This window comes from Caloramator sp. E03 (assembly GCF_006016075.1).
Lineage (GTDB): Bacteria > Bacillota > Clostridia > Clostridiales > Caloramatoraceae > Caloramator_B.
Genome location: NZ_CP040093.1, coordinates 368,811 through 384,605, shown reverse-complemented (window position 1 = coordinate 384,605; position 15,795 = coordinate 368,811). Strand labels below are relative to the sequence as shown.

General features: G+C 31.0%; 16 protein-coding genes. 14 read left to right on the top strand and 2 right to left on the bottom strand.

The window, feature by feature from the left end; translation table 11 throughout:
- Positions 1-5: 5 nt before the first annotated feature.
- The 8 genes from nrdD (at position 6) to FDN13_RS02000 (ending at position 9,840) form a co-directional block, all read left to right on the top strand.
- Complete coding sequence (gene nrdD / locus FDN13_RS02035) at positions 6-2,036, top strand: anaerobic ribonucleoside-triphosphate reductase (RefSeq protein ID WP_138978650.1); 2,031 nt, start codon at positions 6-8, stop codon at positions 2,034-2,036.
- A 200-nt stretch (positions 2,037-2,236) separates the two neighbouring features.
- On the top strand, positions 2,237-2,728 hold the full coding sequence (gene nrdG, locus FDN13_RS02030) for an anaerobic ribonucleoside-triphosphate reductase activating protein (protein ID WP_138978649.1): 492 nt from the start codon (positions 2,237-2,239) through the stop codon (positions 2,726-2,728).
- Between the two features lie 29 nt (positions 2,729-2,757).
- Entirely contained in the window at positions 2,758-3,501 is a 744-nt protein-coding gene (gene pgeF, locus FDN13_RS02025; protein ID WP_168190038.1) for a peptidoglycan editing factor PgeF, read from the top strand.
- A 10-nt stretch (positions 3,502-3,511) separates the two neighbouring features.
- On the top strand, positions 3,512-4,201 hold the full coding sequence (locus FDN13_RS02020; protein ID WP_138978647.1) for a response regulator: 690 nt from the start codon (positions 3,512-3,514) through the stop codon (positions 4,199-4,201).
- A gap of 13 nt (positions 4,202-4,214) precedes the next feature.
- Positions 4,215-5,960: a two-component system histidine kinase PnpS gene (gene pnpS / locus FDN13_RS02015; RefSeq protein ID WP_138978646.1), complete on the top strand. Its 1,746-nt coding sequence runs from the start codon at positions 4,215-4,217 to the stop codon at positions 5,958-5,960.
- 226 nt (positions 5,961-6,186) lie between these two features.
- The gene (locus FDN13_RS02010; RefSeq protein ID WP_138978645.1) at positions 6,187-7,509 is read left to right on the top strand and encodes a DUF512 domain-containing protein; all 1,323 of its coding nucleotides are present in this window, start codon (positions 6,187-6,189) and stop codon (positions 7,507-7,509) included.
- Positions 7,494-8,813 carry a ribosome biogenesis GTPase Der gene (der, locus tag FDN13_RS02005; protein ID WP_138978644.1) on the top strand — a complete coding sequence of 440 codons (1,320 nt, stop codon included), beginning with the start codon at positions 7,494-7,496 and terminating at the stop codon, positions 8,811-8,813. The genes FDN13_RS02010 and der overlap by 16 nt, the downstream gene beginning before the upstream one ends.
- 10 nt (positions 8,814-8,823) lie before the next feature.
- A complete protein-coding gene (locus tag FDN13_RS02000; protein ID WP_138978643.1) occupies positions 8,824-9,840 on the top strand; it encodes an NAD(P)H-dependent glycerol-3-phosphate dehydrogenase in 1,017 nt (338 codons plus the stop codon).
- Between the two features lie 33 nt (positions 9,841-9,873).
- Here FDN13_RS02000 and FDN13_RS01995 read toward each other — a convergent pair whose 3' ends face one another.
- Positions 9,874-10,797: a patatin-like phospholipase family protein gene (locus tag FDN13_RS01995; protein WP_138981001.1), complete on the bottom strand. Its 924-nt coding sequence runs from the start codon at positions 10,795-10,797 to the stop codon at positions 9,874-9,876.
- Positions 10,798-10,947: 150 nt separating this feature from the next.
- On the opposite strand from FDN13_RS01995, the gene spoIVA reads away from it, so the two are divergent.
- On the top strand, positions 10,948-12,429 hold the full coding sequence (spoIVA, locus tag FDN13_RS01990) for a stage IV sporulation protein A (protein ID WP_138978642.1): 1,482 nt from the start codon (positions 10,948-10,950) through the stop codon (positions 12,427-12,429).
- Between the two features lie 34 nt (positions 12,430-12,463).
- Here spoIVA and FDN13_RS14480 read toward each other — a convergent pair whose 3' ends face one another.
- The gene (locus FDN13_RS14480) at positions 12,464-12,592 is read right to left on the bottom strand and encodes a hypothetical protein (protein ID WP_256372269.1); all 129 of its coding nucleotides are present in this window, start codon (positions 12,590-12,592) and stop codon (positions 12,464-12,466) included.
- Between the two features lie 455 nt (positions 12,593-13,047).
- On the opposite strand from FDN13_RS14480, the gene FDN13_RS01985 reads away from it, so the two are divergent.
- Genes FDN13_RS01985 through FDN13_RS01965 form a run of 5 tightly spaced genes read left to right on the top strand, consistent with a single transcriptional unit; the run spans position 13,048 to position 15,750 of the window.
- Positions 13,048-13,734: a YggS family pyridoxal phosphate-dependent enzyme gene (locus FDN13_RS01985; protein WP_138978641.1), complete on the top strand. Its 687-nt coding sequence runs from the start codon at positions 13,048-13,050 to the stop codon at positions 13,732-13,734.
- Positions 13,735-13,745: 11 nt separating this feature from the next.
- Positions 13,746-14,204, top strand: coding sequence for a cell division protein SepF (locus FDN13_RS01980; RefSeq protein ID WP_168190037.1), 459 nt, complete (start codon positions 13,746-13,748; stop codon positions 14,202-14,204).
- 11 nt (positions 14,205-14,215) lie between these two features.
- A complete protein-coding gene (locus tag FDN13_RS01975) occupies positions 14,216-14,491 on the top strand; it encodes a YggT family protein (protein ID WP_168190036.1) in 276 nt (91 codons plus the stop codon).
- Between the two features lie 14 nt (positions 14,492-14,505).
- Positions 14,506-15,273: an RNA-binding protein gene (locus tag FDN13_RS01970; RefSeq protein ID WP_138978638.1), complete on the top strand. Its 768-nt coding sequence runs from the start codon at positions 14,506-14,508 to the stop codon at positions 15,271-15,273.
- 12 nt (positions 15,274-15,285) lie between these two features.
- A complete protein-coding gene (locus FDN13_RS01965) occupies positions 15,286-15,750 on the top strand; it encodes a DivIVA domain-containing protein (protein ID WP_138978637.1) in 465 nt (154 codons plus the stop codon).
- Positions 15,751-15,795: the final 45 nt, after the last annotated feature.

Here is a 15,795-nt window from a genome sequence, read left to right as displayed (position 1 = left end):
ACATAATGTTTACTCAGATTAGAAAAAGAGATGGAAGAATAGTTAATTTCAGCAAGGACAAGATAACAAGGGCAATATTTCTTGCAGCACAGGGGGTTGGCGGTTCTGACTTTGCAACAGCTGAAATGTTAACTGAAAAAGTTATAAATTATATGCTAAGTAAGCTTTCGGCTGATGTTATACCTGATGTAGAGTTTGTTCAAGATTGTGTTGAAAAAGTATTAATTGAAGATGGACATGCTAAGACTGCAAAGGCTTATATATTATATAGAGCAAAAAGAACAAGATATAGAGAAGCTAAAAGTGAGCTTATGGATATAGTTAAGGAGATACTTGTAGAGACGAGCAGAGAAAATGCAAATGTTGGAAATTCACCATCAGCTAAGATGCTTCAAATAGCCTCTGCTGCAAGTAAACAATATTATCTTAATAATATCATACCTCAGGAGATGTCAAAAGCTCATATAAAAGGTGATATACATATACATGATCTTGACTTTTATGGCAAGACTTTAAACTGCCTTCAGATAGATTTAACAAAACTTCTTTTGGAAGGATTTAATACAGGTTATGGGTATATAAGGCCTCCAAAGAGAATATCTTCGGCAACAGCTCAAGCTGCTATTATACTTCAAAGTAATCAAAATGATATGTTTGGAGGGCAGAGCTTTCCACATTTTGATAAATCAATGGCTGAAGTTATAAGAAGCTTTAAAGTTAGACCTTCTTATGAAGAAGTATATCAAGCTATGGAGGCTCTTGTGTATAATCTAAATAGCATGCATTCAAGGGCAGGTGCGCAGGTGCCTTTTAGCAGTATAAACCTTGGAACAGATACCAGCGAAGAAGGAAGAATGGTTATTAAGGCTATGCTTGAAGCATTTGATAAAGGGCTTGGAAAAGGAGAAAGTCCCATATTCCCTAATCTTGTTTTTAGGCTGAAAAAAGGAATTAACTTTGAAGAAGGAGATCCTAACTATGATCTTTTTAGGCTTGCTATGAAAGTAGCAGGTCATAGGATGAATCCTACTTTTAGTTTTATGGATGCAAGCTTTAATGAAAAATATGGTGATGAAGTATCCTATATGGGTTGTAGGACAAGAACAATTGCTAATGTAAATGGACCAGAAGTATCAGCTGGAAGAGGAAATATAGCACCTGTAACTATTAATCTTCCAAGACTTGCTCTTAAGGCTGGATATGGAAATATAGAAAAATTTTATAATGAATTAGATAATATACTTGATCTTTGCAAGAGACAGCTACTTCACAGATTTGAAGTTATATCAAATTTAAGGGTCAAGGATTTACCTTTCTTAATGGGACAAAAGCTTTATATAGGCTCAGAAAATCTTAAGGAAGAGGATAAAATAAGAGAAGCAATTAAAAACGGAACATTAGGTATAGGATTTATAGGACTAGCAGAAACTCTAAAGGCATTAACAGGAAAACACCATGGAGAATCGGAAGAGTCGTTAAAATTGGGTTATGAAATAATAGAATATATTAGAAAGTATTGTGATAGACAAACTAAAGAAACACATTTGAATTTTGTATGTTATGCAACACCTGCTGAAGGTACTGCGGGAAGATACGTTCCAAAGGATAGGGAGATATATGGGCTTATAGAAGGAGTTACAGATAAAGAGTTTTATACTAATTCCTATCATGTACCTGTTGAATATGAAATAAGCATGTTTGATAAGATAAAAATAGAAGGAATGTTTCATAAGCTTTGTAATGGAGGTCATATATCATATATTGAGTTGCCTTCTTCCATTGAAAATAATGTTGATGCTTTTGAGAAGATATTAAAGTGGATGGCAAAGTGTGATATAGGATATGCAGGGGTTAATTTCCCAATAGATGAGTGCAGGGTATGCGGATATAGTGGAATTATTGATGAGGAAGGATGCCCAGAATGCAGTTCACAAGATATTAGAAGAATTAGAAGAATAACAGGATATCTTTCAACGATTGACAGATTTAACGATGCTAAGAAGGCTGAACTTGGTATGAGAGTTAAGCATTGTTAATAAAATATGTCTAATTTTATTTGAATATAGTATGAAGGGGTCTATAACTGCATTGTTTTAGCAGTATTTAGGTCCCTTCTTTTGTAGTATGTTAAGATAATATTAATTTTAAAACTAAATGTTAACATTAGCTTTTAATAATATATGATATAATTTAAATGATAATATATATTACTAAAAGAGTTACTGGAGATGATTGTATGGATATAAGAATTTCAGGAATTATTAAGGAAAGTGTAGTTGATGGTCCTGGAATTAGATATGTTATTTTTGCACAGGGATGTTTGCATAAATGCATAGGATGTCATAATCCTCATACGCACGATTTTAAAGGAGGATATGATATAGATGTTGATGATTTAAAAAATGATATAATTAGAAATCCTTTCATTGATGGGGTGACCTTTAGTGGAGGGGATCCCTTTTACCAGGTGGAGGGGTTTTATTATCTTGCTAAGGAGCTTAAAAAGAATAATATACATATAGTTTGTTATACAGGTTTTTTTTATGAAGATATAGTTAAAAATAATGATAAAAAGAAACTTCTTGAAAATGTTGATTTGCTTATAGACGGTCCTTTTATATTATCCCAAAAAACGTTGAAACTGCCCTTTAGAGGATCAAGTAATCAAAGGATAATAGATGTGAAAAGAAGCCTTATGGAAGGGGAAGTAATAACTGTAGAATATTAAAGATAGGTGATTTGATGGAAAAATATATTGTGAAAAAGCATGAGGGATTAGAATTTATATGCTCACCTAAACTTGAAAAGATAAAGAATGTAAGGCATTTTTTTAGCACAAAGATAGATGAAGGAAATAAAGATTTTAGCCTAAATGCATTTAATATATATGAAAAAGAAAAAATAAACATAAACTATAAAAGGATATTTAAAGCAGCTAATATGAATTTTAAATATGTCTATCTAAAACAGGTTCACGGAAGTAATTTTTATGTAGTAGATGAAAAAAATTATGAGTATGTTGTTGGGAAAGAAGGCGATGGGCTTATAACCTCCTTAAAGAACGTGGCAGTTGGAGTTTTAACTGCTGATTGCGTTCCAGTTTTGGTTTGTGATTATATAAATAATACTATTGCGGCAATACATGCTGGCTGGAGGGGAACCGATAAGGAAATAACTTATAAAGTTATAGATTATATGATTAAAAAAATGGGTTGCAGCAAAGACAGCATGATTGTAGCTATTGGCCCTTCAATAGGTCCATGCTGTTTTGAAGTAGGTTTTGATGTTGCTATAAAGTTTAAATATAATTATAAGGATAATGAAAAATATTATGTTGATTTATGGAACGAAAACATTAAACAGATTTTAGCTTGCGGTATTGATAAAACTCAAATAGATTTACTTAGTTTGTGTACAGCCTGCAATAGAGATATGTTTTATTCATATAGGAAAGAAAATGGTACCAGAGGAAGACTTGGCGCCTTTATTCAATTAATATAGGAGGTATGTTATGCCGGGAGAAAAGATATTAATAATCGATGATGAATCAAACATTGTTGAACTTATAAAATATAACCTTGAAATGAACGGGTATAAGATTTTATATGCATTTGATGGAAACGAGGGACTTAAAATAGCAAAAGATGAAAAACCTGATTTAATACTTCTTGATGTGATGCTTCCTGGAATTGACGGATTTGAAATGTGTAAGTTAATTAAAAAGGATAAGGAAATAGAGCAGATACCTATTATTATGCTTACTGCCAAGGGAGAAGAGTTTGATAAGATATTAGGTCTTGAGCTTGGTGCTGATGATTATATTACAAAGCCATTTTCTGTAAGAGAGCTTCTTGCAAGGATAAAGGCAATATTAAGGAGAAATAAAAAGGAAGAAAGCACTAAAGTTTTAAAGTTTGATAATCTTGTTATTGATTTTGATAAACATGAAGTTTTAAAATCAGGTAATAAGGTTGATTTGACATTAAAAGAATTTGAGCTTTTAAAGATTTTAATATTAAATAAGGGTAAGGTTTTAACAAGAGATTTTTTGCTTGATAAGATATGGGGATATGAATATTATGGTGAAACGCGAACTGTTGATGTTCATGTAAGACATTTAAGGCAAAAAATTGAGGATGATGATAAAAATCCAAGATATATTGAAACTATTAGAGGTATAGGATATAAATTTAAGGAATAGCGAAGGTATATTTATGAGAAAAAAGCTTTATTTGTTCATGTTTCTTATACTTTTATTTGGAGTTACTTTTACAGGATACATGTCCTTTAGATTTACCAAAAACATAATAATAAAAAACGTAAGGGATAGTTTAAAGTCTAATGCAAAGCTCATTGAAATTTATTTTAAAGACATTGATGCAAATAAAACCTATGATGATATTGCAATAGAATTAAAAAATAAAACAGGGAAAAGGATAACTTTAATTAGGCAGGATGGTAAGGTAATAGGTGAATCGGATGTATCTAGTATAAAGCTTGAAAACCATTCAAATAGGGCAGAATTTAAAGCTGCTTTATACAGTGGGGAAGGAGAATCTTTAAGATATAGTAATACAGAAAACATCTATATGTATTATTATGCCTTAAGATTTTATTCTAACAATCAAGTATATGTTATAAGACTTTCTATGCCTTTATACAATATAGACTTTGTAAAAAAACAGATAACTGAAATTATTATTTTTACAATTATATTTGGAGTTTTCTTTTGTTCTTTATTAGCCTTTATTTTTATAAATAGATTTACAAGCCCAATAATTCAAATGACAAAAATTGCTACTAATATAGCTTTAGGACAGTATGATAAAAGAATAAACCTAACTTCATACGATGAGATGGGGCAACTTGGACATGCTTTTGATCTTATGGCAGATAGGCTTCAGGAAACTATAAATGATCTGTTAGATAAAAAAAATAAGCTTAAATCAATATTAACTAGTATGGAAGATGGAGTTATTGTTGTAGATAATAATGAAAAAATACTTCTTATGAACCCTGCAGCAAAAGAACTCTTTTCTATTAAAGATGATGTTGAAGGAAAACACTTTATTGAGGTTATAAGGAGCAATGAAATTGAAAATATAATAAAATGTGGTGGGGACATTGAAACTGAAGTAGTAATAAGTCACCCAAATCCCATATATTTAAGGATCAAAGCTGTAAATGTAGTAAACTATGAGAAGAATAAAGAGAACATAGGTCTTTGCCTTGTTATTCAAAACGTTACTAAATTAAAAACTTTAGAAAAGATTAGATCTGATTTTGTTGCAAATGTATCCCATGAACTTAGAACACCTTTAACTTCTATAAAAGGATTTGCTGAAACTTTAAAATATGTTGAAAATAAAAGCGACAGGGATAAGTTTTTAGATATAATTTATGTTGAATCAGAAAGACTTACACGTTTAATAAACGATATTTTAATTTTATCGGAGCTTGAAAATAAGGATTTTAGCGCTAACTTTGAAAAAATTAATGTAAATAAATCCTTGGAAGAGATATTCTTTATTATGGAGCCAGTTGCCAGAAATAAAGGCATAACATTTTCCTATAAACAGCATGATGAAGATTTATATATATATGGTGATAGTGATAAACTAAAACAAATGCTTATAAATCTTATAGATAATGCTATAAAGTATACACCAAAGGATGGCAAGGTAGAGGTTATTGAGACAATGGAAAACAATATGATAAGGATTGATATTAAGGATAACGGAATAGGAATATCTAAAGAACACATCCCAAGGCTTTTTGAGAGATTTTACAGGGTTGATAAAGCAAGATCAAGAAATGTAGGCGGAACAGGCCTTGGACTTGCAATTGTAAAGCATATACTAACAATATTAAAAGGTGATATAAAGGTTGAAAGTCAGATAGGCAAGGGGACAACATTTAGTGTATATTTACCTTGCGTAAATATTAAAAATAAAGAGTAATTTTAATATTTCTGATTAAAAGGCCCGTATACTGTTTGGTTGTTTTGCTATGTAAAAGAAGTTTAAAGCATATATTTGTGCTCTTCTTGAAATAGCTTTATGTAAACTTAGCAGTATATGGGTTGTTTATTATATGTGCAAAAGAAATTAATCCTTATTAAAACTTGCTATTTATTTTATAAAATGGTATCATTCAATATGAAATTCAATATGGAGTTGAAGATAGATGAGTATTGAAGTAAGAAACGTTGCAAAAAAAAGTATAGGTGAGAAGATTGGAATTGAAGAAGGGGATATACTTCTTTCAATAAATGGCAATGAAATTGGAGATATTATAGAATATAAGTTTTTAATTTGTGATGAAAAAATAAATATAGATTTTAAAAAGAAAACTGGAGAGATCTGCAAGGCTTGTGTTAAAAAGGATTTTTATGATGATATGGGACTTGATGTCTATGATCCTTCTATGGATAGCCCAAAAAGGTGCCATAATAAATGTATATTCTGCTTTATCGACCAGCTCCCAAAGGGAATGAGGGAAAGCCTTTATGTTAAGGATGATGATTCAAGGCTTTCATTTTTACAAGGTAACTTTGTTACTTTAACAAACCTTACAGATGATGACTTAAAAAGGATAATAAAATATAGAATAAGTCCAATTAATGTGTCGGTTCACACAACAAATCCAGAGCTTAGGGTTAAAATGCTAAATAATAAAAAGGCGGGCAGAATTTTAGAGCAGCTTAAGATGCTTACAGAAGGGGGAATACAAATAAGCTGTCAGATTGTACTTTGCCCTGGAATAAATGACGGACAGGAACTTATTAACACTATTAATGATCTTTTTAAGTTTTATCCTTCTATTTCAAAGGTTGCTGTAGTTCCTGTTGGGATTACTAAATATAGAGATAAAAGCAGTAATTTAAAAAGCTATGATAAAATTCTTGCAGCTAAAGTTATCGATATGGTTAAGCCAATTCAAGAAAACTTTATCAAAGAAGTTGGGGAACCTTTTATAAGGCTTGCGGATGAGTTTTATCTCATATCAGGAAAGTATTTACCAGAATTTGAGCATTATGATGACTTTTCACAACTTGAAGATGGAATAGGAATGGCAAGATATTTTGAAAACTCGGTTAAGACAGGACTAAAATTTTGTAATATTGATGGTAAAGGTATGGAATTTGCCATTGTTACAGGAACTTTAATATATGAATTCTTAAAAGGAGTACTAAACGAAGTTGAAGAAAAGTTAAATGTTAAAATAAAAATATATCCTATTGTAAATAACTATTTTGGAGAAAAAATTAATGTTTCTGGTCTTTTAACTGGTAGGGATATAATTTCACAGTTAAAAGGTACTATAAAGGAAAAGATACTGTTAATATCTAAGAATATGTTAAAAGCTGGTGAGGATGTATTCCTTGACGATGTAAAGATAGAAGATATTGAAAGAGAACTTAAAGTAAAAATAGTTGTTTGTGAATATACAGGAGAAGATTTGATTGAAAATATTGAAGAAGAGGTGATAAAATGGCAAAACCAATAGTTGCAATAGTTGGAAGACCAAACGTAGGTAAATCTACATTATTTAACAGACTTGCAGGAAAAAGAATAGCAATTATTGAAGATACACCCGGAGTTACAAGGGATAGGATTTATTGTGAAAGCGAATGGCTTGGACATAAGTTCACGCTTATTGATACAGGAGGTATTGAACCTGAAAGTGAGGATATAATTTTAAAGCAGATGAGGAGGCAGGCAGAAATTGCAATAGAAACGGCAGATGTTATAGTTTTTATGGTAGATGGAAAGGAAGGATTAACTCCTGCAGATAATGAAGTTGCATCAATGTTAAGGAAGACTAAAAAGCCTGTTGTACTTGTAGTAAATAAGGTTGATAATTTAAGCCTTGAAGCTAATGCTTTTGAATTTTACAGCCTTGGAATTGGAGATCCTGTAACAATATCTGCATCCTTAGGACTAGGACTTGGAGATATGCTAGATGAGATAATAAAACATTTTAAGGATAAGGATGACGGGGAAGAGGATGAGGCAGAGATTAAAGTGGCAATAATAGGTAAGCCTAATGCTGGAAAATCATCTCTTTTAAATAGATTAACAGGTGAGGAACGCTCTATTGTAAGTGACATTCCTGGGACAACAAGAGATGCAATAGATAGCTTGGTACAAATTGGTGAAGATAGATTTTTGTTTATAGATACAGCAGGAATAAGAAGAAAGAGTAAAGTTAAGGAAGAAGTTGAAAGATATAGTGTTCTAAGAGCAATTGCAGCTATTGAAAGGGCGGATGTATGTCTTGTTATGATTGATGGTACTGAAGGAGTTACAGAGCAGGATGAGAAGATAGCAGGACTTGCGCATGAAGCTGGAAAAGGAGTTATAATAGTTGTAAATAAATGGGATGCTGTTGAAAAAGACGATAAAACAATGAATGAATTTACCAAGATTATAAGAAACAAACTTTCTTTTATTTCCTATGCTCCTATTTCTTTTATATCAGCAAAGACAGGGCTTAAAATACCTAAAATGATTGAGCTTATAAAGTATGTAGCAAGCCAACATGCTTTAAGGATTAAGACAGGTGTATTAAATGAGGTTATAAGTGAGGCGGTTATGATGAAACAGCCTCCAATAGAAAAAGGTAAGGCACTTAAAATATACTATGTAACTCAGGTTTCTACGAAGCCACCAACTTTTGTTTTCTTTGTAAATGATTCTGAAATAGTTCATTTTTCTTATGAGAGATATCTTGAAAATCAGTTAAGACAACACTTTGGACTTGATGGGACACCGATTAGGCTAATATTCAAAGCCAAGAAAGAGGATTAGAGGTGAGCTTATGAAAATTTCAATATTAGGTGCAGGGAGTTGGGGAAGTGCAATAGCCGTACTCCTTTCAAAAAAAAGCTATGATATTTCAATATGGGATAGAAATATATCTCTTTTAGAAGAGATAAATAGAACAAGGGAAAACATAAGGTATCTTCCAGGGGTTTTGATGCCAACAAATATAAAAGCATTTGAAGATATAGGAAAGTGTATTGAAGGATGTGAAATAATAGTTATGGCCGTACCCTCCCATGCTGTAAGACAAGTTTGCATAAGTTTAAAAGGAGTGGTAAAAAAAGATCAAACATTTGTAAGCCTTGCAAAGGGGATAGAAAATGCTACCTTTAAAAGAATGTCTGAGATTATTGAGGAGCATTTCCCAGAAAATAATGTTGCTGTCCTGTCAGGCCCAAGCCATGCTGAGGAAGTTTCAAAGGATATTCCGACAACTGTTGTATCATCATCAAAAAGTATTCAGGTGGCTGAGTACATACAGGATGTTTTTATAACTCCAAAATTTAGAGTATATACTAATACTGATATAATAGGTGTTGAAGTAGGGGGAGCAGTAAAGAATATTATTGCTCTTGCTGCAGGTGTATCTGATGGATTAGGATATGGAGATAATACTAAGGCTGCTTTAATGACAAGAGGTATTGCGGAAATAGCTAGACTTGGAGTTGCTCTTGGAGCTCAGCCTTTAACCTTTGCTGGGCTTTCAGGAATAGGTGATCTTATAGTTACTTGTACAAGTATGCATTCAAGAAACAGGCGAGCAGGTATATTAATTGGTCAGGGGAAAACTGTTGAAGAAGCAACCTCTGAAGTTAAAATGGTAGTTGAAGGTATAAACACAACAAAGTCTACTTATGAGCTTTCTCAAAAAATTGGCGTGGAGATGCCCATTACAACTGAACTTTATAAAGTATTATTTGAAGGCAAAAACCCAAAGTATGCAGTGTCTGAGCTTATGTTAAGGGATAAAAAGCATGAAATTGAAGAAGTAGCACAAATGGTATTAAAATAGGAAATAAAAAAAGATCAGTAAAATCTGATCTTTTTATTTGCGATAAGTTAATACATATTTTTCAAAGTTCCAGGAATCTAAAAATTTTTTAGCTGAGTTATATCCAGATTCAAATAAAGCTTTTTTCTTTTTTTCAGATAAGTTGAATTCTATTGTTTTTATTCCAAGTGTAGGTATAGGAATAGTTCTAACCCAATCCTTTTCCTTTACATAGATTTCTTCATTTTTTGATAAAAGCGTGTTTATAATATCAAGAGTGTATGAAATAAAGTCTGTCTTTCCAAGGAAAGTCTTTGAAACATTAGGTTCTATGAGCTTAAAACCAAAGGTTGGCCAACGAGGCTTAGATTGAACGTCAAAAATCCATACGGGATAGTTGCTTAAAATGCCTCCATCAATTATATAGCTAAATGTATTATTGTATTTTAATTTAACTGGTTTAAATAAAAATGGAATGCTTATACTCATTCTGACGGCTTTTGCAATTTCAAAATTTAGCGGTTCAATATTATATTTAATAAGGTCATCAGGAAGAATTAAAAGTTCTTGTCTTGTAATATCTGATGCTATTATTTTAAGCCTTGATTCACCATTCAAAGATACATCTTTAAATGTACTTATACTTTTATTTAAAAGAATATTTCTTATCCAATTTTCTATTAAATTTCCTGATATGATGCCTTTTTCTATAAATAAATTTATGGGATTTTTAGCTGAAAGAAAAGCTGAAGTTTCTTTGATAAAAATATTTTCAAAGTCGAAATCAAATATCATTTTTTTAATTTCATTTCCTGAGTAGTTAGCTGATAACAGTGAAGCAACTATTGCTCCGGCTGACGTACCTGCAAGTTTATTCCATTTGTAGCCTTTTTCTTCCAAATAACATACAGCACCTACTAATCCAATTCCTTTTATTCCTCCACCTTCAAAAACACAATCAGCAATTAACAAAAAAATCACCTCTAAAATTACTATATGTATAAAATGGAATTGTTGTTACAGAAGTATTAAACATCAACTGCAAGTGATTTGAATAAACTTTTTGTTCTAAAAAAAATGGACAGACAATATATATAAAAAAGATAAATATAAATAGGAGGTAGGGCTGTGGAAGAATTTGATATATACCGTGATATAGCAGAAAGAACCCAAGGAGATATATACGTAGGAGTAGTTGGACCAGTAAGGACAGGTAAATCTACATTTATTAGAAGGTTTATGGAATTACTTGTAATACCGAATATAAGTAATAATTATAAAAAGGAGAGGGCTAAGGATACACTGCCTCAAAGTGGATCAGGAAGGACTATTACTACTGTTGAACCAAAATTCATTCCAAATGAAGAAGCAGTTGAAATTGAGCTTAACGATAAGGCAAAGATGAGAGTTAGAATGGTAGACTGTGTAGGGTATATGGTAAATGGTGCTACTGGGCATATTGAAAATGATCAGCCAAGGATGGTTAAAACTCCTTGGTTTGAAGAGGAGATACCTTTTATTGAAGCTGCAGAGATTGGTACGAGAAAAGTGATAAATGAACATTCAACAATAGGTCTTGTTGTTACAACTGATGGTTCAATAACAGATATACCAAGGGAAAATTATTTAGAGCCTGAGGAGAAGGTAATAAATGAGTTAAAGCAGATTAATAAGCCTTTCATAATACTATTAAACTCTGTACATCCATATAATCCGGAAACAATAACTATTAGAAAAAGTATGGAAGAAAAATATGGTATACCAGTTTATATTGTTGATGCACTTAACATGAAAATAGAGGATATACACAATATACTTGAGAAGGTACTTTATGAGTTCCCAATAAGAGAAATAGGAATAAAACTTCCGTCATGGGTTGAGTCCCTTGCAAATGAGCATTGGCTCAAAAAGAATTTTATAGTTGCAATAAGAAATTCAGTTAACTCCCTTGAAAAATTAAGGGATATAAAACCTGCTGTAAATGGATATAAACAGTATGAGTTTGTTGGAGATGTAAAACTTGATGAAATTAATTTAGGTGATGGAAGAGCAAATGTAACTATGAAGGTTAAAGATGGACTTTTCTTTAGAGTTTTAGGCGAGATATCAGGTTATAATATAGAAGGAGAATATGAACTTTTGAGTTTAATGAAAGATTTAACTGTAGCAAAAAGAGAATATGATAGGATTTCGGAGGCCTTAAAAGACGTAAGGGAAACAGGCTATGGGCTTGTACCTCCTCAAATAGATGAACTAAGGCTTGAGGAGCCAGAAGTAATAAAACAAGGTAACAGGTATGGCTTAAAACTTAAAGCAAGTGCTCCATCGCTTCATATTATAAGGGCAGATGTACAAACAGAGGTATCACCAATTTTAGGAACTGACAAACAGGGAGAGGAGCTTGTTAAGGCTATGCTAGAAGAATTTGAAAATGAACCGCAAAAGATATGGCAATCTAACATGTTTGGCAGAACCCTTGAGGAACTTGTAAAAGAAGGATTACAAAATAAATTATTCAAGATGCCAGAGGATGTACAGGAAAAACTACAAAAGACCATACAAAAAATTATAAATGAAGGCAATGGAGGAATGATTTGCATTATACTATAAAATAACAAAGCCCCGAATTTTCGGGGCTTTGTTGTTAGAATGAGAAATAGTCATTCATTTTTATGCAACCGTGTTTTGTTTCAACCTGCTTTTTTTCTTTATTGTTAACTTCTTTTATTTCAATCAAATTCTCTTTTACCATTTTAATATTGCCGATATCCATAATATCCTCCCCTTTCTCAATATTTGGTTTGGTTGCATCTGTGATGTCGGCTCTAGGTAAAAGATTCATCATTTTTGTGGAATATCCGTTTGTGGGATACCCCATTATCGGACAACATTTTAAAACCTCCTAACAAACTAAAACAATAATTATTATCTTTGTGATTATATATTATCATAAAACTAATAATAGTACAAATTTGATAAATCAGTATAAAATTTTTCAAAATTTGATTAATCATGATTAAACTTAAAGGAATCTTCTTTCCTTTAAAGTCCTCAAATCTCCTTTGCTTTCCTATATAATTGATATATTATCCTTTTTTTAGTATAATATTGGTATAAAATATAATAAAAACATAGAGGATATTAAAAATAAATGAAGAATTATAATAATAGTTTTTTTACTAGTAAATGAGTCTAAGTTTTATTTTAAGCATGATAAGAGGTGATAGTATGGGCATGGCTGATAACATAAATTCAATTAAAGATAGAATAGAGAAAGCAGCAAAAAAGGTTGGAAGAAATCCTAAAGATATACTACTACTTGCAGTAAGTAAAACTCAAAGCGTAGATGATATCATAAAAGCAAGGGATTTAGGAATTAAAACCTTTGGGGAGAACAAGGTTCAAGAGATATTAGCAAAGTATGATTATGTTAAAGATGTAAAATGGCATTTGATTGGTCATCTTCAAAGAAATAAAGTTAAATATATAATTGATAAAGTTGAAATGATACATTCCTTAGATAGTATAGAACTTGCAGAAGAAATAAACAAAAGGTCAGAAAAGAAAGATATAGTAATGCCGGTTCTCATTCAAATAAATATAGGAAAGGAAGAATCAAAGTCAGGAATATATGAAGAAGAGCTTGGGACTTTTATTGAAAAGCTTAAAGGCTATAAAAATATTTTAATCTCGGGTATAATGACTATACCTCCAAAGACCGATAATGATGATGTAACAAGGAATTATTTTAAGAGGATGAAAGAATTATTTGAAGGATTAAAGATGATAAAAGGTGATAATATAGACATTAAATATCTTTCAATGGGAATGACAGGAGATTTTGAAATAGCAATTGAAGAAGGAGCCAATATAGTTAGAATAGGTACTGGAATTTTTGGTGAAAGAAAATATTAGGAGGGATGATTATGTCAGGTAATTTTTTAAAGCCACTAAATAAGATGATGGGGGCTATTGGTCTTACTGATTATGAAGAAGAGCAAGAGGATAAGGAAATTGAGGATGATGAAAATATAGAAGAAGATTTATATATGGTAAATTCTAAAAAGAATAAAATAGTTAGCATAAAAAACAACAACATACTACCAAAAATACTTTTGAAAAAACCTATTGAATTTCAAGATATAATGGAAATAATAGATGCAGTTAAATCAAGAAGAACTGTTGTTATTAATATGCAGGATATTGAATCTAAAAAGGCGCAGAGGATGATAGATTACATTGTTGGGGCTTGTTATGCTTTAAATGGCTCCTTTGAACAGATAGCTAAATCAATATACATATTTGCACCTGAAAATGTTGAAGTTTCTAATGAATTTAAAAATGAGATAAATAAGAATAGCTTTTTTTCTTTAAATGATAGATAGGAGGAGTAAAATTGCAGTATATATTAATATCTGCTATAAGTAAATTAATTAACGTTATAGAAATATTGATTATAATTGATGTTATTTTATCCTTTATGGCTCCTCTAAGAAGTAATGAATTTATTAGACTTATTAGGTCTATTGTAAATCCTATATTAGATCCATGTTATAGGATTCAAAAATCTATAATTCCAAACCTGCCAATAGATTTTTCACCAGCTATAGCAATTTTCCTACTCGATATATTAAAAAAACTTATTATAAATATTTTGCTTACAATATATTAAGTTAAGGTGAAGATATGGATATAGAAAAGTACATTGCTAATACTTCGGAGAATAAACAGATTTATATGGAACTTTTAGATAAGGTAAAAAGAGCAAAGAAAAGTTTTAAGGATATTTATACAGATTTTTTATTTCCAGATAGTCAGGAGTTTTTAAAGCAGCTATGTAATGAGGAAGGACTGCATGTTTCTTTTATTGGAGGAAAAGGTGATTTTGAAAGGGCTGTTGGAGTTATAAGCTGTTATGAAGATATAGATTATAATCCTGTTGATGTTATAAAAATAAGCTGCAATTTTAAGTTTGAAAATCTGACACATAGGGATTTTTTGGGAGCTATACTTTCTCTTGGAATAAAAAGGGAAAAAATAGGGGATATAAATTTATATGAAGATGGTGCTGAAATCTATGTTCTCAAGGACATAAGTGATTATATAGTTATAAATCTAAACAAGATAAGGCATACAGGTGTAAAGATTAAAAAGATAGATTACGAAGATGCAAGAGAAAGAGTGCAGCAGTTTAGCGAAAAAGCTGTGAATGTAGCCTCTATGAGGCTTGATGCAATAGTTTCAGGAGCTATTAACTTATCAAGGGAAAAATCTTCTATTTTTATCAAAAATGGAAGTGTGAAGTTAAATTATTTAATATGTGATGATGCTTCGAAAAAAGTTAAAGAAGGGGATTTAATATCGGTTAAAGGTTATGGAAGATTTTTAATAGATAAAATAACAGGAACAACTAAAAAGGATAGAATAACTTTAATCATAAAAAAGTTTGTATAGGAGGTTAAAGCCATGACTATTACACCTAATGAAATAAGCAACAAGGAGTTTAAAAAGGTATTTAGAGGCTATGATATAGATGAGGTCGATGATTTTTTGGACCAGATATTAGAAGATTATGAAAAGCTATATAAAGAATGTATGACACAAAAAGAAAAGATAGCTGCGCTTAATGAAAAAATTGAACAGTATTCAAATATAGAGACAACTCTTCAAAGTACTTTGATTTTAGCCCAAGGAGCTGCAGATCAGGCAAAGGAAGCTGCAAAAAAGGAATCAGAGCTTATAATAAAAAATGCTCAGGAACAGGCAACAGATATTATAAACAAAGCTCAGCAGAATGTACTTCAAATAAATAAGGAATATGAGATTTTAAAACAGGAATATAATATGTTTAAATCAAGATTTAAAGCATTACTTGAGGCTCAGCTTGAAACTTTAGAAAAATCAGAAGTTGATTTACTTGCAAAAAGATAGTACATATTGACATATTTATTTATTTGTAGTATATTATTGCATAAT

Bases quoted from the DNA above. Each gene is read 5' to 3' on its own strand.
- nrdD (WP_138978650.1), top strand. From the start codon at position 6: ATGTTTACTCAGATTAGAAAAAGAGATGGAAGAATAGTTAATTTCAGC.
- nrdG (WP_138978649.1), top strand. From the start codon at position 2,237: ATGGATATAAGAATTTCAGGAATTATTAAGGAAAGTGTAGTTGATGGT.
- FDN13_RS02020 (WP_138978647.1), top strand. From the start codon at position 3,512: ATGCCGGGAGAAAAGATATTAATAATCGATGATGAATCAAACATTGTT.
- pnpS (WP_138978646.1), top strand. From the start codon at position 4,215: ATGAGAAAAAAGCTTTATTTGTTCATGTTTCTTATACTTTTATTTGGA.
- FDN13_RS02010 (WP_138978645.1), top strand. From the start codon at position 6,187: ATGAGTATTGAAGTAAGAAACGTTGCAAAAAAAAGTATAGGTGAGAAG.
- der (WP_138978644.1), top strand. From the start codon at position 7,494: ATGGCAAAACCAATAGTTGCAATAGTTGGAAGACCAAACGTAGGTAAA.
- FDN13_RS02000 (WP_138978643.1), top strand. From the start codon at position 8,824: ATGAAAATTTCAATATTAGGTGCAGGGAGTTGGGGAAGTGCAATAGCC.
- FDN13_RS14480 (WP_256372269.1), bottom strand. From the start codon at position 12,592: ATGGATATCGGCAATATTAAAATGGTAAAAGAGAATTTGATTGAAATA.
- FDN13_RS01985 (WP_138978641.1), top strand. From the start codon at position 13,048: ATGGGCATGGCTGATAACATAAATTCAATTAAAGATAGAATAGAGAAA.
- FDN13_RS01980 (WP_168190037.1), top strand. From the start codon at position 13,746: ATGTCAGGTAATTTTTTAAAGCCACTAAATAAGATGATGGGGGCTATT.
- FDN13_RS01970 (WP_138978638.1), top strand. From the start codon at position 14,506: ATGGATATAGAAAAGTACATTGCTAATACTTCGGAGAATAAACAGATT.
- FDN13_RS01965 (WP_138978637.1), top strand. From the start codon at position 15,286: ATGACTATTACACCTAATGAAATAAGCAACAAGGAGTTTAAAAAGGTA.